The organism is Flavobacterium sp. TR2 (genome assembly GCF_025252405.1).
GTDB lineage: Bacteria > Bacteroidota > Bacteroidia > Flavobacteriales > Flavobacteriaceae > Flavobacterium.
Map to the genome: position 1 here is coordinate 4622477 of NZ_CP104307.1, position 17593 is coordinate 4640069.

Sequence of the window (17593 nt, forward strand, 5' to 3'; positions counted from 1 at the left end):
ACATTTTTAACTTCAATAACCTTTTCACAGACAAAAATGCGACCAATAAACGAACTTATCGATCAGAATGATTCTGGATGGAAATTAATAAAAGAATGGACAGCTTCTGCTAAAAATAAAGTCGAAATTCTTCCTGCAGATCCTCAAAAAGCAAAAGACGCTTTGTACCATACCCAAGTAACTACCAGTTCGCCAATGGGCGCAATTGTATACAAAACCGGAGGCATTCTAGTCGATAATGGCTGGATTAGAATTCTTGGCTCCGGAAGCGCCAAACTAAACCGCAGCCTTCCCGATTGGAACAAGGGAAAATCGTTTAAAGAATTTGGAGAAACTCCTTCTTATCTTTTAATTGCCGATGATGCTTTGGGCGGTTTTTATTTATTAAACGGAGGTGCGTTTGGAACAGATCTTGGCAAAATATATTATTTCGCTCCCGATAATTTAGAATTTGAACCTCTGGATATTACCTATTCCCAATTTCTGGAATTCTGCTTTAACAACGATCTCGACAAATATTATGCAGGCAGCCGCTGGGAAGATTGGAAAAAAGAAGTCGTTGCGCTACAAGGAGATCAAGTCTTTAATTTTTACCCTTTTCTTTGGACAGAAGACGGAAGCGACATCAACAAAGTGCAAAGAAAAATTATTCCTGTTGAAGAACAATACAATCTCAATTTAGATCTAAGAAAACAGATTCAGCAATAAACAAAAAAATACATAATAAGCTAATTTTCAAAAATTAATTGATCTTTAGCTTATGCATAGCAGATGAAGCAAAATAATAGCCCTCCGTTCAGGATTTTACAAGAACCTTTTGCTTTAAAATAATTTGTATTTTAGTAAGACCATAACCTAAAACCTTCCAGATCATGCTAAAAACTTTTTTTGCTGTCCTCATTTTTTGTTTCGGAATTCAGTTAAATGCCCAAGATATAGGCTTTACAAAACCTGACTATAAAGCAATCGAAAAAGAAATCGGTGATAAAAATTCCAAATTCTTTTATCCGAAATTAATGGAAAGACTTGTAAAAAATGATACACTTTTAACGCATGATGAATACCGCCATTTATATTTAGGCTATATTTTTCAACCCAAATACAATGCTTTTTGGACATCTCCTGAGGATGAAAAACTTCGCACTTATTATGCAAAAGAAAAACTAGAAACTTCAGATTACGATGAAATCATAAAACTGGCCAATAATTCTTTACGCGACTTCCCATTTGACTTGCGACAGCTTAACTATCTGGCGTATATTTATCACTTAAAAGGTGACGAAACTGCCGCAAAAATTGCCTCTTTCAAATTTCATAGCATCATGAATGTAATTCTCTCTTCTGGCGACGGAAAAAAATGCGAAACTGGTTTTCATGTCATAATGGTCGATCACGAATACATATTGCTTAACCTTTTTGAAATTGAATCGAAAGGACAGTCACTGGTTGATAATTGCGATTATTTAAGCTTCGAAAAAGGGGTTTACAACGTGGACGGGATTTATTTCAACATTGAAAAAATGCTCGAAAACGAGAAGAAAATGCTTCGATAACAAGATTATAAAAAAAGAAAAACATAGCTTCAGCAGATTGTAATGCTGAAGCTTTTTTTTTGATAAAAACTATTTATTTATTGTTTATCAATAAATTTTTATTATTTTAGCAGCATAACTTCTAATCTAGAATATCATGGAAATTAAAATTGGAACACCGCAGATTCTAAAAATCCTCAATATTTTATCATGGATTATTTTTGTCGGCTTATGCGTAGAAGCCGGAATGTATCTTTTTAACGGAATTTATACCATAACCATAAATTCCTATAATGCCCATTTTCTTGGTTTAATTGACTTATACAATTACAAACCAAGCCATTATATTCAAGAAATATGTTTTATCAGCATTGTGGCAATACTAAAAGCGATTATGTTTTATCTGATTGTAAAAATGCTGCACGAAAAAAAATTAAATATGCAGCAGCCTTTTACCCCAGAAACTGGACAATTTATCTCTTATCTTTCTTATCTCGCCTTCGGAATTGGATTGTTTTCGTATTGGGCTTTCAAATTCAATAGCTGGCTGACTCTTAAAGGCGTAAAACTTCCTTCATTAGAATTGCTGAATCTAGAAGGACACAGCATTTGGATTTTTATGGCAATTGTGATGTTTGTAATTGGACAGGTTTTTAAAAGAGGAATCGAAATGCAGTCTGAAATTGATTTAACCATTTAAACGAAAAATTATGCCCATTATAGTAAATTTAGACGTCATGATGGCAAAGAGAAAAATGTCATTAAACGAACTCTCAGAAAAAGTAGACTTAACATTATCAAACCTTTCCATTTTAAAAACAGGCAAAGCAAAAGCAATCCGTTTCAGCACGCTAGAAGCTATCTGCAAAGTTTTGGATTGCCAGCCAGGCGATATTTTAGAATTTTCTGAAGATTAATTTGTATTTTTAGTTCAAATTAGATCTGATTTCTAAATAGTTAATATTTAAAAAATCCAAAAATGAATATTCTAATCGTTTACGCGCATCCGAGCAAAAAATCGTACACTTTTCAGGTTTTGGAAAGATTAAAATTAACTCTGAATAATGAAAACTGGAATGTAGAAATCTCCGATTTATACGCATCGCATTTTGTGAGCGATATGTCTGAGACGGAATATGAACGCGAAGGTTTTGCTAAAACACAGCTTCATCTTCCTGCCGATGTTTTAGCCGAACAGGAAAAAATAGAAAAAGCAGATTGCATTATTTTTCTCTATCCGGTTTGGTGGAGCGACTGTCCTGCAAAACTAAAAGGCTGGTTTGACCGAGTTTATTCTGTTGGCTATGCCTACGGGCAAAATGAAACTTCAAGAAAAATGAAAACCATTCCGTATGGACTTGTAATTTGCACTGCAGGACATCCAAATGAGTTTTTACAAGAAATTGAAATCGCACAAAGCATGGAAAAAATCATGCTTGAAGACAGACTTGGAAAACGTTTTACACACAAAGAAATGATTATTCTAGGCGGAACATTAGAACTTGAAAACGTAATGGCAAAACATTTTGAACTCATCAGTAAAATCCCAAAAAAAATCAAGGCAATCCTATAAACCCACATTCTAAAATCTAAAATCTAAAATCTGAAATATAAAATCTGAAATATAAGAATCTGTCTGAAACACACCTTAAAATTGTCTTTTAAGCACCTTAACCAATTGATTTTTAGATTGTACTTTTACATTACTAATTTAAAAGTCAGTTAATTATGAAAACTAAAGATTTTACCACAACCATAATTGTCGATCAATCTCCAGAAGAAGTTTTTAAAGCCATACAAAACGTTAAAGGCTGGTGGTCTGAAGAAATTGAAGGAAAAACAGCAAATGAAGGCGACGAATTTAAATACCACTATGAAGATGTTCATCGCTGTAAAGTTAAGCTGACAGAAGTAATTCCGAATCAGAAAATAGTCTGGCTAATTGAGGAAAACTATTTCAGTTTTACCGAAGACGATACTGAATGGACCAACACAACAGCCGTTTTTGACATTTCAAAAGAAGACCATAAGACAAAACTCACTTTTACACACGTTGGTCTGGTTCCAGAATACGAATGTTTTGACGTGTGCACGAAAGGCTGGTCGAATTATATTGAGAACAGTTTAAAAAAATTAATAGAAACTGGAAAAGGACAGCCTAATGCAACCGGAAAACCTCAAATAGAAACCGAAAGAGCATTATCATCAAAAGAATAAATTTCATAAATTCGTTAAAATAAAAAACGAAAATTATGAACCCTTTTTTTAGAAATACTTTGGCCGTAATTGCAGGTCTTGTCATCGGAAGCATTGTCAATATGAGTATCATTTTAGTAAGCGGTTCTATAATTCCGCCCCCAAATGGCGCTGATGTTACCACTACAGAAGGTCTACAGGCAACCATGCATTTATTCGAGCCAAAGCATTTTCTATTTCCCTTTTTAGCTCATGCCATTGGGACGTTTGCAGGAGCACTCACAACTGCATTGTCTGCGGCTACTCATAAAACAAAACTGGCTTTTATTATTGGAGCCTTCTTTTTGTTTGGCGGCATCACAATGGTTTTCACACTTCCGTCTCCAACTTGGTTTAGCATTGCAGATTTAGTTTTTGCCTATTTGCCAATGGCTTATCTGGCTTGTAAAATTGCCGTAAAAAAGAAAATCTAAAAAAATGGATACCAAAAACACTATCAAACCTGCCAAAAAATGCTACAGCCATATTGGCGGCAAACTCGGCGAACTACTTCTGGAAACGTTTGCTGAAAAAAATTGGATTGCTAAAAATGCCCCTTCAGATAAGCACTTTTACATTACCGAATTGGGAGAAAAAGAATTTGCCAAACTCGGCGTAGACCTCAGTAAAATAAAATCTGAAACCATTTAATTTTATAAATTCCCTTTCATTTTCTGCAAAATTCGTAGCACTTTATTTCATAACTTAGTTTGTTTTTAAATCCTGAATCATGACTAAGAAAGAAATCGCTAAAAACTTCCTGAAACTGGCAGCCAACGGACATTCTCATGAAGCTTTTCGGTTATATGTGGGAAAGAATTTCAAACATCATAATGCCTATTTCAAAGGCGATGCTGAAACATTGATGCTTGCTATGGAAGAGTCTGCCAGAACAAATCCGAATAAACTTTTTAAGATCCATCATATTTTAGAAGACAAAAATTTGGTTGCCGTACATTCGCATCTCAAACAAACGCGATCAGACATAGGTTTTGCCGTCGTGCATATTCTCAAATTTGAATCAGACAAAATCATCGAACTTTGGGATTTAGGCCAGCCTGTTCCTAAAGATTCGATTAACGAAAATGGAATGTTTTAGATAATTGTGAATTGTAAATGGTTAATTATTAATTCAAAAATAACGGCTAAGTCATACGGCAACATTTCACATTTAACAAATAACAATTCATATTTTACATTTTACAGATAACATTTTACAATTCACAATTATCCCTCAATGAACTTCATTACCAAAATTTCCTTCTTATTCGTTTTACTCTTTGCTTCTTGCCATTCATCAGCTCAAAAAAACGATGATTACAAAAAAAGCATTGACAGTATACTTCAAAATTCAAATCCTAAGTTTAATGGCGTGGTTTTAATTTCGCAAAACGGAAAAGCGTTGTATTCAAAAGCTGTAGGTTTTTCAAACTTCGAGACAAAAAAGCCTTTAAAAATGGATACTCAGTTTGAAATCATGTCAAACAGCAAATTAATTGCTGCAACATTGCTTTTATTGGAAGTTGAAAAAGGAAAAGTTGATCTGAATGCTCCAATCAAAAAATACTTGCCAGAACTTACTCAAACTTGGGCAGATTCTGTTACGGTTCATCAGCTTTTAAACCATTCGCATGGAATTGTCGATTTACAAAAACCATTGGATTTTAAACCTGGAACGCAATTTAAATATGGAAATCTAAGTTTTAATTTGGTTGCCAAAATTGTAGCATTCAGCACTAAAAAAAGCTATAGAGAAGTTGCCGAATCACTTTTCAAGAGACTAAAAATGAATCATACTCTTTGTTATTCTGAAAATAACGCTCAAAATCTTGCAACAGGATATTTCAATTCAAAAAATGGACTGGAACCTATTACAGCCAGACAAATTAACGATGAAAGCCTTGGGGCAGATGGAATTATTTCGACTGCATCAGATTTAGCGATTTGGAATAACAATCTTCACAAAGGAAAAATCCTCAAACCAGAATCGTACAAGCTATTAACCCAAAACACCATTCTGTCTCAGCATAATTTCTTCGGAAAAGAAAAAGACGGTTATGGATACGGGATTAGAGTTATCGAGAACGAACCTGTTAAATATCTCGGCCATACAGGTTTAGGAGATGGATTTTCTTCTGTAAATTTGTATTTCCCACAAAGTGACGTGAGTCTGATTGTTATGGAAAATCAGATGCCAGAAGATTCGAATTTGTTTTATGCATCTGAATTTAAAATCAAAAATGTCCTTTTGAAAAGTAGCTTATTAAATAAAAAGTAAACCGAAATGGCCAAAAATAAAACCACAGAAACTCAAAATAACGTTACTGATTTTATTAACGCTGTTGAAAGTGAAGGAAAAAGAAATGATGCTTTTGAACTTCTGAAAATCATGCAGGAAATAACAGGTTTTGAACCCAAAATGTGGGGTCCAAGCATTATTGGCTTTGGAACTTACCATTATAAATATGGAAGCGGACATGAAGGAGATGCACCGCTTGCTGGTTTTTCGCCAAGAAAAGCCGCAATGACCGTTTATTTTTACCTTCCAGAAGAAAAAAGAGAAGCGCTTTTATCTCAGTTAGGAAAACACACTTCTTCAAAAGCTTGCATTTACATTAAAAAACTGGCTGATATTGATATCGAAACTTTAAAAGAAATAATTTTACTTTCTATAAAATATACCCAAAAATTATATCCCTCAAAATAAAATGATTACATTCTTAATCCTGATCGCATTAATAGCCATTATCGTTTATAGCTTTCTTCAGCATCCAAAATTTGGAAAAGCGCCTTCTGGCGAAAGACTTGCTCAAATTCAAAACTCTCCTCAGTACAAAAACGGAAAATTCGAAAATCAGAGTTTTACGCCAGATCTTGCCGAAGGAGCAAGTATGGCTGGAGTTTTGTTTGAATTTTTCTTTAAAAAAGTAGATCGAAAAATTCCAACCGATTTGATTCCGTCTGTAAAAACCAATTTATTGGAGCTTCCTTTAGATAAAGATATTTTGGTTTGGTTTGGGCATTCTTCTTATTTTATTCAGCTGGAAGGAAAACGTTTTTTAATTGATCCCGTTTTCAGCGGTAACACCTCTCCTATTCCCGGCACAACAAAATCGTTTAAAGGATCTGACATTTATACGGCCGACGATCTTCCAGAAATTGATTATTTATTGATTACGCACGATCATTACGATCATTTGGATTACGATACAATTTTAAAACTAAAACCAAAAATTAAAAAAATAATCACGGCACTTGGCGTAGGTTCGCATTTGGAATTTTGGGGATTTCCGTCAGAAAAAATTATAGAAAAAGACTGGTACAGCACGATCAAATTAGATGAAAATATAACCATCCACACTGCTCCTTCTCGTCATTTTTCGGGCAGAAGTTTCAAAAGATGCAATACGCTTTGGACTTCCTTTATTCTCGAAACCGCCGATTTTAAAATTTATTTGGGCGGAGACAGCGGCTATGATTCGCATTTTGCAGAAATTGGCGAAAAATATGGCCCGTTTGACATTGCCCTGCTTGACAATGGCCAATACAATGAAAAATGGAAATACATTCATAATATGCCAGAAGATGTCATAAAAGCCATGAAAGAACTCAAAGCCAAAAGAGTATTTCCTGTACATTCTTCTAAATTTTCGTTGTCGCTCCATTCTTGGGACGAACCTTTAATAAAAGTAACAGAATTGAATAGTTTATCAGAAAATCCTATTCCGCTAATTACCCCAATGATTGGCGAAATGGTTGAACTGAAAAATGATAAACAAGAATTTAAACAATGGTGGAAAGGGGTTAATTAATTGTAAATTGTAAATTGTAAATTGTAAATTGTGAATTGTGAATTGTGAATTGTGAATTGTGAATTGTGAATTGTGAATTCTAAACCGAATCACAATTTTACACGATGTCTCCCTGAGCGAAGTCGAAGGGCGCTCTGCCTGATAACGCGGAAAAACCTGAAACTTGATCCCGAAGCTTCGGGAGAAACCTAAAACAAACTTTAAAAAAAATGAATACCTCAAACTATATTATCCGAAATGCTTTTCCTTCAGAATTTGAAGAGATTGGCAGGCTTTTAATTCGGGTTTATTCACAATTGGAAGGCTTTCCAAAAGAAAATGAACAGCCCAATTATTATAAAATGCTGGCCAATATTGGAAATTTCACCAATCATAGCGAGACTGAGATTCTAGCAGCTGTTGATGAGAACAATACGATTCTTGGAGCGGTTGTCTTTTTTAACGATATGCAATATTATGGTTCTGGAGGCTCTGCAACACAGGAAAAAAATGTTGCCGGATTTAGATTATTGGGCGTTGATCCTAATGCGCGCGGAAAAGGCATAGGAAAACTGCTAACTCAAGAATGCATTAAAAAAGCAACCGAAAACAATCAAAACCAGCTCATTATCCATTCGACTTTAGCAATGAAAACAGCTTGGAAAATGTATGAAAATCTAGGATTTAAAAGATCTGAAGATTTAGACTTTATGCAAGGAGAACTGCCTGTTTTCGGATTTAGACTAAAGATTATTTCGTAATCGAAACAAATAACTAAAAGCTTTGAAACAAAAACTAACCTACCTAACTCTAACATTTCTCTTCACATTCAATGTATTTTCTCAAAACACTTACGTCTTTTTGGGATCTTATAATCGCGATAAAACAGCAGAAGCAATTCAGGTTTACCAATTGGATACATTGAGCGGAAAACTGACTAAATTTACCTCGGCAAAAAACATTGTGAATCCTTCCTTTCTGACGGTTTCTCCAAACGGCAAATACGTTTATGCCTGTACTGATACCAAAACGCCAAATGCAGGAAGCGTGAGCAGTTTTGAATTTAATCCGTCAGCAAAAACTTTGACTTTTCTAAACAGCCAAAGAAGCGGTGGAGAAAATCCTGTGTACGTAAGCGTTCATAAAAACGGAAAATGGCTTGCCAATGCTAATTATACAGAAGGGAGCGTTTCGGTTTATCCGCTTTTGGAAAACGGCAAAATCGATTCGATTGCACAGAATTTTCAATATGCAGATGGAAGCATAAATAAAGAAAGGCAAACCAAATCTCATGTGCACTCAGCCGTATTTTCGCCACAAGGCGATTATTTGTTTTTACCCGATTTAGGAGCAGATAAAATTCGCTGTTATGCTTTTGATGAAAATCAGAAAAAACCTTTGGCAGAAACTAAAAATCCATTTACAAAAACCGATTTAGAAGCTGGACCAAGACATTTTACTTTTCATCCCAATCAAAAATGGGTCTATTGCATTGAAGAAATGGCAGGACAGATAAGCGTTTATAATTATGAAAATGGCACTTTAAACAAAATTCAGCGCATTGCCGCCCATCCAGACACAATAAAAGAAGGTTTTGAAAGTTCTGATATTCACATCTCCCCTGATGGAAAATTTCTTTATGCCACAAACCGCGGCAAAGAAAACAACATCGCCATTTTCTCGATTGATGAAAATGGACATCTCAAAAACATTGGTTATCAGTCAACTTTAGGAAAGCACCCGCGTATTTTTGCTATTGATGATAGCGGAAAGTTTTTAGTAGCTTCAAATGTTATAACTGGGAATGTTATTGTTTTTAAAAGAAATCCGGAAACTGGATTACTAAAAAAAGTAGGCAAACAGATTAAAATGCAAAATGTTTCGTGCGTGCAGATCAAACAGATTTAATTTTTCTGTTGCACGCAGATTTTGCCGATTAAAACTGAGCGAAGTCGAAGGATTGCTATTGAATCGACAAAGATTAAAAACGAAAAACCGAATGGAATAAAAATTAACCATTCTAAAAACAAAAAAAAATGGAAATATCAAACTTCAATTTACAGCCAGATTTCTTAGAAAACGAAATCTCAAAATTAATCCCGTTAGAAGAAAAACATTTTGACGCATTGTTTGAAGCAGCTTCAGACCCCTTAATTTGGGAGCAGAATCCTGCAAAAGACCGACATACAAAAGAGGGTTTTAAAACTTTTTTTGAAATGATACTTACCAAAAGCCCTTTCTTAATTCTTGATAAACAAACCAATGAAGTTATGGGAACAACTAGTTTTTACGACTACAATCCCGAAAGATCGAGCGTTGGTATTGGATATACTTTTATTACAAGAAAATATTGGGGCGGATCCTACAATAAATCAAACAAACAACTAATGATGGATTATGCTTTCCAGCACGTTAATTCGGTGCTTTTTCATGTCGGATCAGAAAATTTCCGTTCTCAAAAAGCCGTTCTAAAACTGGGTGCAGAAAAAGTAAATGAACTGTTATTTACTGTTAATGGTACAGAAGTGCCGTATTTTGAATATGAATTGAAGAAAAACAGAGACTTGAAATAAGAAGGAAGAAGCAAGAGAAAAATCGTCTTGCTTTTTGCTTTTTGCTTCTTTCATCTTGTCAAAAAAAACAAAAAAATGAAAAGAATAACCGTTTTCTGCGCTTCTAGTTTTGGCACTGAAAAAATTTACGAAGAACAAGCAATAGCTTTGGGAAAAACCTTAGCAGAACAAAATATTGAATTGGTTTACGGAGGTGCAAATGTAGGCTTAATGGGCGCAGTAGCAGACGGAGCCTTAAATGCCGGCGGAAAAGTGATTGGCGTTCTTCCCAACTTTCTACGATCTAAGGAAATTGCGCATCTGCACTTAACCGAATTAATTTTGGTGGAAAGTATGCACGAAAGAAAAACCAAAATGAACGATTTATGCGATGGTGTTATTGCACTTCCTGGTGGTTTTGGAACGCTGGAAGAACTTTTCGAAATGCTGACTTGGGCACAATTAGGACTGCACAAAAAACCAATAGGTATCTTAAACATAAACGGTTTTTATGATGCTTTGATAACTTTACTGCAAACCATGACAGAAAAAGGACTGCTAAAAGAAATCAATCGAGAAATGCTTTTAGTTAGCGATAATATCGATGATTTGCTGCAAAAGATGAAAAATTATGTTGCTCCAACCGTTGGAAAATGGATTGATAAAAAGAACGTTTAATTACAATCGCAAAAGCTAATTACATATATTCGCCCTTCAAAATTAATCAGACTGCTATCAAATGAAAAAAATTACATTACTACTTTTTACTATTGCCTTAATCACATTCAAAACTACCGCACAAGAATCAAAAATAAAATTTGGAGTGCAAGCAGGATTAACTTACTCAAGTTTTAGAGGCTATGAACCTTTTTTAGATGAAGACCCTGGCTTTTCTTATTTATTTGGAGTTTCATTTCAATACAAACTAAATGAAAGCCTATCTTTAAAAGCAGATTTGGACTACGACAGAAAAACACAAGTTTCAAAAGGAGAGGTTAATACTTTGGAAATCCCAAATAGCCGTTATAACATTAAAGCCACCAATTATTTGAATTATATCACACTTCCGATAATGTTAAAATTCAGTTTTACCCGTAATAAAAGTTTTTATATTAATGGAGGCCCTTATTTAGGTTATTTGCTTAAATCTGGTTGGAAATATGAAACTTCTGGTCAACAAGATGAGAATTTGGAAGATACAAAATATCGAAAATCAATGGATTTTGGAATTTCCGCTGGATTTGGAAAAGAATTTAAACTAAATGACAACCATAATATTTATATTGAATTACGAGAAAATTTAGGCTTAACAGACATTGCTAAACCTGCAATGCCAACTGATGAATCAATGAAAACAAATTCTCTTAATTTAATCGCTGGATTTACATTTTAATTAAATTTTAGCACATATTAATATCTGAATTCCTAAATTAGAAGTTTAAAAGTAAATCATTTAAAAACATACTTTTAAACTTCTAACAAACTACCTCTAACCTAAAAAAAATGAAAACGGAAAATAACAAATTTGCAAAAGCCGAAATGCTGATTCGGAAACCTGTTTCAGAAGTTTTTCAGGCTTTTATTGATCCTCAGATAACCAGTAAATTTTGGTTTACAAAAGGATCGGGAAAATTAGAAGAAAACCAAAAAACCGAATGGACTTGGGAAATGTATGGTTTTTCACTTTCGGTTACAACGCTTGTTTTACAAGAAAATAAAAAGATTGTCATAGAATGGGGAAATCCAGACGAAATTACTTTAGTCGAATGGGTTTTTAGTCCGTTGAACGAAAATGAAACTTTTGTAAGCATCACCAATTCTGGTTTTCAGGGTGACACCGATAAAATAATCGATCAGGTTCGCAATTCAACCGAAGGTTTTACTTTGGTCTTAGCAGGAGCAAAAGCTTATTTGGAGCATAATTTAAGATTGAATCTGGTCTTGGATCGTTTTCCAAAAGGTCTTGCTTAATATTATTTAAACGCAAAAATCTGTGTGTTCTTTTTTACCGCAAAGATTGCAAAGAGTTGCGCAAAGTTTGCTAAGTCTAGCAATTAAAAATACCTTAGCGTACTTTGCGTTAATTTTTTAACCGCAAAGTGCACAAAGGATTACGCAAAGTTCGCCAAGCTTTTTTTGAGAATCATTAAAATGAAAAGTTCTCAAAGCTTTGTTTACTTAAAATAAAGATTTCGATACGTCTCGCTATTGAAATACCTTAGCGTACTTTGCGTTAAAATTCTAACCGCAAAGATCGCAAAGTATTACGCAAAGTTCGCTAAGCTTTTTTGAGAATCATTAAAATGAAAAGTTCACTAAGCTTTGCGTAGATAAAGGCTTGCAGACAAAGCTTTGCGAACTTAAAATATAGATTTCGATACGTCTCGCTATTAAAATACTTTAGCGTACTTTGCGTTAAAATTCTAACCGCAAAGATCGCAAAGGTTTACGCAAAGTTCGCTAAGCTTTTTTTGAGAATCATTAAAATGAAAAGTTCACTAAGCTTTGTTTAGATAAAGACTTGCAGACAAAGCTTTGCGAACTTAAAATATAAATTTCGATACGTCTCGCTATTGAAATACCTTAGCGTACTTTGCGTTAAAATTCTAACCGCAAAGTGCACAAAGGATTACGCAAAGTTCGCTAAGCTTTTTTGAGAATCATTAAAATGAAAAGTTCACTAAGCTTTGCGTAGATAAAGCTTTGCAGACAAAGCTTTGCGAACTTAAAATATAGATTTCGATACGTCTCGCTATTGAAATACCTTAGCGTACTTTGCGTTAAAATTCTAACCGCAAAGTGCACAAAGGATTACGCAAAGTTCGCTAAGCTTTTTTGAGAATCATTAAAATGAAAAGTTCACTAAGCTTTGTTTAGATAAAGCTTTGCAGACAAAGCTTTGCGAACTTAAAATATAGATTTCGATACGTCTCGCTATTAAAATACCTTAGCGTACTTTGCGTTAAAATTCTAACCGCAAAGTGCACAAAGGATTACGCAAAGTTCGCTAAGCTTTTTAAAGCACATTAAATTTTCTTAGCGAGCTCTGCGTTAAAAAATTACCCCAAAAAAGAAGGCAACTTGAAACGTTAAACCTGAAACAACAAAAACAAAAGATAATGGACGTTAAAAAACCCGAAAACATAGACGAATACATTGGCGGATTTCCGAATGATGTTCAGGAAGTTTTAGAGAAAGTTCGCATGACAATTCAGAAAGCGGCTCCCGATGCTAAGGAAAAAATTAGCTATTCGATGCCCGCTTTTGATCAGAACGGAATTGTTGTTTATTTTGCGGCCTTTAAAAACCATATCGGACTTTACGCGCTGCCTTCTGGGCACGAAGCTTTTGCTACTGAACTTTCTAAGTATAAATCAGGGAAAGGTTCTGTGCAATTTCCTTTGAAAGATCCAATGCCATATGATCTCATTACGAAAATTGTAAAATTTAGAGTCAAAGAAAATCTGGAAAAAGCGAAAAAGAAATAAACAGCAATGAATTTAACCGAACATTACAATCAGCTTTATAAAACATCTTCTGAAATCATTTCAGCAGGAAAATACGCGATCGATTCTGAACTTAAAAACGAATCCGATTCCCGCTTTGGAATCACGCTGCTTATTCGTCCAAACGATGAAATTATAGCCAATATCCAAACATTTATCAACGAATTGAAAAAAGCTGAACCTGAGCAGTATTTTTATCCAGATTCAGATATTCATATTACAGTAATGTCGATTATTTCTTGCTCAGAAAACTTTACTTTGAATCAGATTTCTCCAAACGAATATATTGAAGTCATCTGCAGAAGTCTTGTTGAAGTGGATAAAATCAAAATTCATTACCAAGGCATAACCGTTTCTCCTTCAGCAATTATGATTCAGGGATTTCCAAGCGATGAAACCTTAAATAATCTTAGAAATAGACTTCGCGAAAATTTTAAAAAATCGGGATTGCAGCAATCTATAGACAGTCGCTATGAAATTTCTACTGCGCATTCAACTGTAATGCGTTTTCAGGAAAAGCTTCAAAACCCTAAGAAATTAATTGAAATTGCAGAAAAATTCCGCGATTACGATTTTGGAACATTTGAAGTCAAAAATTTAGAATTGGTTTATAATGACTGGTATCAGCGAAAAAATACAACACGTGTTTTGGGTGATTTTGGATTGCGTTGATTTTTTTTGCTGCAAATTTCCACTAATTATCAAGTAAAATAAAAAGCAAAATAAATTCGCGGAAATTTGTAAAATTAGTGGCAAAAAAGAATTCTGTCTTATTTGAACTTCCCAAAATGCCATAAAATTCCAGAAGGATCGTGCAGGAAACATTCGCTTCCCCAATCTAAATATTTGATCGGAGTTAATTTTACTCCTTCATATTTTTCGGGAAGATTCAAAGCCAAAAGCTCGCTGTAATAACGTTCAACATCATCGACTTCTACAAAAATCATGGTGTTTTCAATCCAGTTTTTATCGTAATAGTCTTGAAGATAAAAAGCAATTTCTTCTGATTTAAAAACTGAAAAATTAGATTCTAAAACACCTTCTTCAAATCCTAAATCGCGATAAAAGCTTCTCGAGATTTCGAAATTTTTCGCTCCAATAAAAGGCCTGATTGATTTGATTTTGTGATTCATATTACTTGTTTTTTAATCTTGGAACCATTCAACTCCCTTATCTAACCGAACAAGAAAATCTGTAAATGATTTTCCAATTTCGACATGATATTTAGCATTTAAATCAATAAAGGGAGAAAGAATAATCTTTACCGTATCATCATCATCAAATTCAACTCCAATAAACTCGCCGCTTCCGTTTGTGCCAATAGCAAGTGTTTGGGGTAATTTTTCAAAAATATGATATTCTAAATTTGCATCAATAATTTCTTCCAAACTCCAAAGCTTTATAAACTCAACTCCTATAAACTGGTCAATTCCTAAGTAATTCTCAAGATAATAAACATAATCTTCTGGAAGATCAAATTTTAAATGCTCTTGAATGCTTTCAATTTTCATTGAAGAATTCTCATCCCTTTTTGGAAAATCGTGCTTCCTAAAAATTTCTTCTAATTCTTCTGTCATAAAGCAATAAATAAGTTATCCTTTCTTTAAAATACTTCCCAAACCACGTCCAATCTGTTCTATGGCTTCGATTCCTTTTGCCAAAGGCGATGATGTAAAATCTTCGTAAGCGTCCATTGAACTTTCTTTTCTATCGTCTTGCGGATAAACGAGAATCACATTGTTATCGTTGAAGTATTTTTCAAATTTCTGCGGCAGTTTATCAAAAATGGACTGATAAGAAACAGAGCCTTTTCTAGAAAGATTGAAAACTACTAAATCTGTTGTTTTTATTTCGTCTGAGATGCTTTCAAAATCTTCCCAATCCGAAACATTTTTAAATCCTAATTTGGCATTTAATTTCAAATTGTTAGCAATCTGCTGAATAATTTCGTAGCTTTTATATTCGGCATAAATTACAATTGGAATACTCAATTCTTGCGATAAACGGCATATTTTCTGGAGCAGTAAATGAAATCCAACACCTCTTTCAGAAAATGGCGGGCAAATAAAAACGAGCTTTTTTTCTTCGATAAAATTTTTCTGAAATCTACAGATAAACAAATTTTTATCAACATTGTTAATTATTGAATCTACATTCTCTCCAAAGATTTTATCAATAAACCCAGTTTTTCTTGGCCATCCGACAATCACAATGTCCGACATAATTTCTTTTGAAGTTCTGGCAATTCCGCTCGCAGGATTGTGATCGATTCTGGCAATGGTATTGATTTTAACTTCTGAAGCCGAACCTTGAATAACAAATTTATCAGCCGCTTTTCTGTATTTCAAAATGTTCTTTTCTGCCTGACTATTGTTGGGAACAATCGTCAATAAAGTAATTGGATTAGATGATTTTTTATCTTTTATCAAAAGTGCAAAGTCTAATAAACTTGCTGCGGCAGAAGTTTTAGCCAGCGGAATAAGAATATGTTCGTCTAAAATTTGGTCTCTTCCAGCATCTTCATGAGAAAACTCTTCTTCGCAGATTGCAATTTTTTTTGCTGCTTTTTCAGTCGCAAACGAAGCCACAATACACGTAATCAGAATTAGAATAATGGTTCCATTTAAGATATTTTCGTCTAAAATTTTAGCTTTAAATCCTACCAAAATTACTGCCAGAGTTGCTGCCGCGTGCGCGCTGCTCAACCCAAAAATAAGCTGTCTTTCGGTTCTGGTATATTTAAATACAATTTGAGTAAAAAATGCCGCAATCCATTTTCCGAATATTGCCACAACACTCAAAGTTCCCGCTACGATCAAAGCAGTTGGTCCGCTCAAAATAACGCTTACATCAACCAACATTCCAACAGAAATCAAGAAAAACGGAATGAATAACGAATTTCCAATAAACTCAATTCTATTCATTAAGGCTGAAGAATGCGGAATTAAAGGATTAAGCGCCAAACCGGCAACGAACGCTCCAATAATAGGCTCGACTCCTGCCACTTCGGCCAAAAAGGCTGCAAAGAAGACCACAGAAAGCACAAAAATGTAATGGGCGTGTTTTTCACTTTCCAGTTTCTTGAAGAACCATTTGGCTACTCTTGGAATAAGCAAAAACATGATGGCAGAAAATATAGCCAGCGAAATTGTCAATTTGATCCAAAAAGCCTGATTTAAACTCCCTTGAGCACTTCCCATAATTACGGCAAGAATAATCAAAACCGCTGTATCGGTCAAAATTGTCCCTCCAACCGTAATGGCAACTGCTTGATTTTTGGCAATTCCCAATTTGCTCACAATCGGATATGCAACCAACGTGTGAGTCGCAAACATACTGGCAGTTAAGAAGCTGGCATTAAAATCGTATTGCAGCAAATAAAAACAGACTGGAAAACCAATAGAAAGCGGCAGAATGAATGTAAAAAAACCAAAGAGCAAACTTTTATTTCTGTTGGCTTTAAACTCATTCATATCCAACTCTAACCCTGCAATAAACATAATGTATAAAAGTCCAATCGTTGAAAAGAGATCGACTGCTGAGTTTTTGGCAAGAATATTTAAACCATGCGGTCCAATGATAACCCCTGAAATAATAAGCCCGATAATTCCTGGTATATTAATCTTTTTAAGTAAAATTGGCGAAAGCAGAATTATAAAAAGTATTAATGAAAAAATCAATACGGGGTTGCTTAATGGTAATTCGAATTCTTGTAATAGATGTCTGAAAAATTCTATCATATGGTAACTTTATCTTCTTATGGTATTATAATTTGTAAAAGACATTTTTCAGAATTAAAACAAAATCCATGAAGTATTAATATTGAAGAATCGAGTATTTTAACAACTCGTTCATTTACAAAAATACCGAAAAATAGTGAACTTTTTACGTAAAGTGCATATTAAGACTTTAAATTTATTTCGTTATCGAATTATTAAATTTTAATATAATTTTTAACAAATACGCAAGATTAACAG

Annotated in this window: 23 protein-coding genes; 20 read left to right on the forward strand and 3 right to left on the reverse strand. The window is 34.1% G+C overall.

Annotation, left to right across the window (positions count from 1 at the left end; genetic code table 11):
* The first annotated feature begins 36 nt into the window (after positions 1–36).
* The 20 genes from N4T20_RS19695 to N4T20_RS19790 all read left to right on the forward strand — a co-directional run bounded on the left by N4T20_RS19695 (position 37) and on the right by N4T20_RS19790 (position 14288).
* Complete coding sequence (locus tag N4T20_RS19695; protein ID WP_313771879.1) at positions 37–708, forward strand: DUF2625 domain-containing protein; 672 nt, start codon at positions 37–39, stop codon at positions 706–708.
* A 164-nt stretch (positions 709–872) separates the two neighbouring features.
* Positions 873–1553, forward strand: coding sequence for a DUF4919 domain-containing protein (locus N4T20_RS19700; protein ID WP_260670766.1), 681 nt, complete (start codon positions 873–875; stop codon positions 1551–1553).
* Between the two features lie 136 nt (positions 1554–1689).
* Entirely contained in the window at positions 1690–2232 is a 543-nt protein-coding gene (locus N4T20_RS19705) for a DUF2975 domain-containing protein (RefSeq protein ID WP_260670767.1), read from the forward strand.
* Positions 2233–2242: 10 nt separating this feature from the next.
* On the forward strand, positions 2243–2449 hold the full coding sequence (locus tag N4T20_RS19710) for a helix-turn-helix domain-containing protein (protein WP_008468622.1): 207 nt from the start codon (positions 2243–2245) through the stop codon (positions 2447–2449).
* Positions 2450–2511: 62 nt separating this feature from the next.
* Positions 2512–3105, forward strand: coding sequence for an NAD(P)H-dependent oxidoreductase (locus N4T20_RS19715; RefSeq protein WP_260670768.1), 594 nt, complete (start codon positions 2512–2514; stop codon positions 3103–3105).
* A 155-nt stretch (positions 3106–3260) separates the two neighbouring features.
* The gene (locus N4T20_RS19720) at positions 3261–3749 is read left to right on the forward strand and encodes an SRPBCC family protein (protein ID WP_260670769.1); all 489 of its coding nucleotides are present in this window, start codon (positions 3261–3263) and stop codon (positions 3747–3749) included.
* A gap of 35 nt (positions 3750–3784) precedes the next feature.
* Complete coding sequence (locus N4T20_RS19725; protein WP_260670770.1) at positions 3785–4201, forward strand: hypothetical protein; 417 nt, start codon at positions 3785–3787, stop codon at positions 4199–4201.
* Positions 4202–4205: 4 nt separating this feature from the next.
* Positions 4206–4418 carry an ArsR family transcriptional regulator gene (locus N4T20_RS19730; protein WP_260670771.1) on the forward strand — a complete coding sequence of 71 codons (213 nt, stop codon included), beginning with the start codon at positions 4206–4208 and terminating at the stop codon, positions 4416–4418.
* 79 nt (positions 4419–4497) lie between these two features.
* Entirely contained in the window at positions 4498–4866 is a 369-nt protein-coding gene (locus N4T20_RS19735; protein ID WP_260670772.1) for a nuclear transport factor 2 family protein, read from the forward strand.
* A 138-nt stretch (positions 4867–5004) separates the two neighbouring features.
* The gene (locus N4T20_RS19740; RefSeq protein WP_260670773.1) at positions 5005–6045 is read left to right on the forward strand and encodes a serine hydrolase domain-containing protein; all 1041 of its coding nucleotides are present in this window, start codon (positions 5005–5007) and stop codon (positions 6043–6045) included.
* Between the two features lie 6 nt (positions 6046–6051).
* Entirely contained in the window at positions 6052–6474 is a 423-nt protein-coding gene (locus N4T20_RS19745; RefSeq protein ID WP_260670774.1) for a DUF1801 domain-containing protein, read from the forward strand.
* 1 nt (position 6475) lies between these two features.
* Positions 6476–7579: an MBL fold metallo-hydrolase gene (locus N4T20_RS19750; protein ID WP_260670775.1), complete on the forward strand. Its 1104-nt coding sequence runs from the start codon at positions 6476–6478 to the stop codon at positions 7577–7579.
* A 209-nt stretch (positions 7580–7788) separates the two neighbouring features.
* On the forward strand, positions 7789–8319 hold the full coding sequence (locus N4T20_RS19755) for a GNAT family N-acetyltransferase (RefSeq protein WP_260670776.1): 531 nt from the start codon (positions 7789–7791) through the stop codon (positions 8317–8319).
* A 22-nt stretch (positions 8320–8341) separates the two neighbouring features.
* Positions 8342–9466, forward strand: a complete 1125-nt coding sequence (locus N4T20_RS19760; protein ID WP_260670777.1) for a lactonase family protein — start codon at positions 8342–8344, stop codon at positions 9464–9466.
* 128 nt (positions 9467–9594) lie between these two features.
* On the forward strand, positions 9595–10131 hold the full coding sequence (locus tag N4T20_RS19765) for a GNAT family N-acetyltransferase (protein ID WP_260670778.1): 537 nt from the start codon (positions 9595–9597) through the stop codon (positions 10129–10131).
* Between the two features lie 75 nt (positions 10132–10206).
* Positions 10207–10788 carry a TIGR00730 family Rossman fold protein gene (locus tag N4T20_RS19770; RefSeq protein ID WP_260670779.1) on the forward strand — a complete coding sequence of 194 codons (582 nt, stop codon included), beginning with the start codon at positions 10207–10209 and terminating at the stop codon, positions 10786–10788.
* Positions 10789–10849: 61 nt separating this feature from the next.
* Entirely contained in the window at positions 10850–11503 is a 654-nt protein-coding gene (locus N4T20_RS19775) for a porin family protein (RefSeq protein WP_260670780.1), read from the forward strand.
* Positions 11504–11613: 110 nt separating this feature from the next.
* Positions 11614–12081 (forward strand): SRPBCC family protein, encoded by a 468-nt coding sequence (locus tag N4T20_RS19780; protein WP_260670781.1) that lies wholly within the window; start codon positions 11614–11616, stop codon positions 12079–12081.
* Between the two features lie 1148 nt (positions 12082–13229).
* Positions 13230–13598: an iron chaperone gene (locus N4T20_RS19785; RefSeq protein ID WP_260670782.1), complete on the forward strand. Its 369-nt coding sequence runs from the start codon at positions 13230–13232 to the stop codon at positions 13596–13598.
* A 6-nt stretch (positions 13599–13604) separates the two neighbouring features.
* On the forward strand, positions 13605–14288 hold the full coding sequence (locus N4T20_RS19790) for a 2'-5' RNA ligase family protein (RefSeq protein WP_260670783.1): 684 nt from the start codon (positions 13605–13607) through the stop codon (positions 14286–14288).
* A gap of 98 nt (positions 14289–14386) precedes the next feature.
* On the opposite strand, the gene N4T20_RS19795 is transcribed toward N4T20_RS19790, so the two are convergent.
* Genes N4T20_RS19795 through N4T20_RS19805 form a run of 3 tightly spaced genes read right to left on the reverse strand, consistent with a single transcriptional unit; the run spans position 14387 to position 17356 of the window.
* The gene (locus N4T20_RS19795; protein ID WP_260670784.1) at positions 14387–14749 is read right to left on the reverse strand and encodes a glyoxalase; all 363 of its coding nucleotides are present in this window, start codon (positions 14747–14749) and stop codon (positions 14387–14389) included.
* A gap of 12 nt (positions 14750–14761) precedes the next feature.
* Complete coding sequence (locus tag N4T20_RS19800) at positions 14762–15193, reverse strand: SMI1/KNR4 family protein (protein ID WP_260670785.1); 432 nt, start codon at positions 15191–15193, stop codon at positions 14762–14764.
* A gap of 15 nt (positions 15194–15208) precedes the next feature.
* Positions 15209–17356, reverse strand: coding sequence for a cation:proton antiporter (locus N4T20_RS19805; RefSeq protein ID WP_260670786.1), 2148 nt, complete (start codon positions 17354–17356; stop codon positions 15209–15211).
* Positions 17357–17593: the final 237 nt, after the last annotated feature.

What these genes read in the sequence shown, in the direction of transcription:
- N4T20_RS19770 (WP_260670779.1), top strand. Translation starts at nt 10,207, where the DNA reads ATGAAAAGAATAACCGTTTTCTGCGCTTCTAGTTTTGGCACTGAAAAA.
- N4T20_RS19775 (WP_260670780.1), top strand. Translation starts at nt 10,850, where the DNA reads ATGAAAAAAATTACATTACTACTTTTTACTATTGCCTTAATCACATTC.
- N4T20_RS19785 (WP_260670782.1), top strand. Translation starts at nt 13,230, where the DNA reads ATGGACGTTAAAAAACCCGAAAACATAGACGAATACATTGGCGGATTT.
- N4T20_RS19765 (WP_260670778.1), top strand. Translation starts at nt 9,595, where the DNA reads ATGGAAATATCAAACTTCAATTTACAGCCAGATTTCTTAGAAAACGAA.
- N4T20_RS19715 (WP_260670768.1), top strand. Translation starts at nt 2,512, where the DNA reads ATGAATATTCTAATCGTTTACGCGCATCCGAGCAAAAAATCGTACACT.
- N4T20_RS19695 (WP_313771879.1), top strand. Translation starts at nt 37, where the DNA reads ATGCGACCAATAAACGAACTTATCGATCAGAATGATTCTGGATGGAAA.
- N4T20_RS19740 (WP_260670773.1), top strand. Translation starts at nt 5,005, where the DNA reads ATGAACTTCATTACCAAAATTTCCTTCTTATTCGTTTTACTCTTTGCT.
- N4T20_RS19705 (WP_260670767.1), top strand. Translation starts at nt 1,690, where the DNA reads ATGGAAATTAAAATTGGAACACCGCAGATTCTAAAAATCCTCAATATT.
- N4T20_RS19750 (WP_260670775.1), top strand. Translation starts at nt 6,476, where the DNA reads ATGATTACATTCTTAATCCTGATCGCATTAATAGCCATTATCGTTTAT.
- N4T20_RS19745 (WP_260670774.1), top strand. Translation starts at nt 6,052, where the DNA reads ATGGCCAAAAATAAAACCACAGAAACTCAAAATAACGTTACTGATTTT.
- N4T20_RS19710 (WP_008468622.1), top strand. Translation starts at nt 2,243, where the DNA reads ATGCCCATTATAGTAAATTTAGACGTCATGATGGCAAAGAGAAAAATG.
- N4T20_RS19755 (WP_260670776.1), top strand. Translation starts at nt 7,789, where the DNA reads ATGAATACCTCAAACTATATTATCCGAAATGCTTTTCCTTCAGAATTT.
- N4T20_RS19700 (WP_260670766.1), top strand. Translation starts at nt 873, where the DNA reads ATGCTAAAAACTTTTTTTGCTGTCCTCATTTTTTGTTTCGGAATTCAG.
- N4T20_RS19805 (WP_260670786.1), bottom strand. Translation starts at nt 17,356, where the DNA reads ATGATAGAATTTTTCAGACATCTATTACAAGAATTCGAATTACCATTA.
- N4T20_RS19735 (WP_260670772.1), top strand. Translation starts at nt 4,498, where the DNA reads ATGACTAAGAAAGAAATCGCTAAAAACTTCCTGAAACTGGCAGCCAAC.
- N4T20_RS19780 (WP_260670781.1), top strand. Translation starts at nt 11,614, where the DNA reads ATGAAAACGGAAAATAACAAATTTGCAAAAGCCGAAATGCTGATTCGG.
- N4T20_RS19730 (WP_260670771.1), top strand. Translation starts at nt 4,206, where the DNA reads ATGGATACCAAAAACACTATCAAACCTGCCAAAAAATGCTACAGCCAT.
- N4T20_RS19790 (WP_260670783.1), top strand. Translation starts at nt 13,605, where the DNA reads ATGAATTTAACCGAACATTACAATCAGCTTTATAAAACATCTTCTGAA.
- N4T20_RS19725 (WP_260670770.1), top strand. Translation starts at nt 3,785, where the DNA reads ATGAACCCTTTTTTTAGAAATACTTTGGCCGTAATTGCAGGTCTTGTC.
- N4T20_RS19800 (WP_260670785.1), bottom strand. Translation starts at nt 15,193, where the DNA reads ATGACAGAAGAATTAGAAGAAATTTTTAGGAAGCACGATTTTCCAAAA.
- N4T20_RS19795 (WP_260670784.1), bottom strand. Translation starts at nt 14,749, where the DNA reads ATGAATCACAAAATCAAATCAATCAGGCCTTTTATTGGAGCGAAAAAT.
- N4T20_RS19720 (WP_260670769.1), top strand. Translation starts at nt 3,261, where the DNA reads ATGAAAACTAAAGATTTTACCACAACCATAATTGTCGATCAATCTCCA.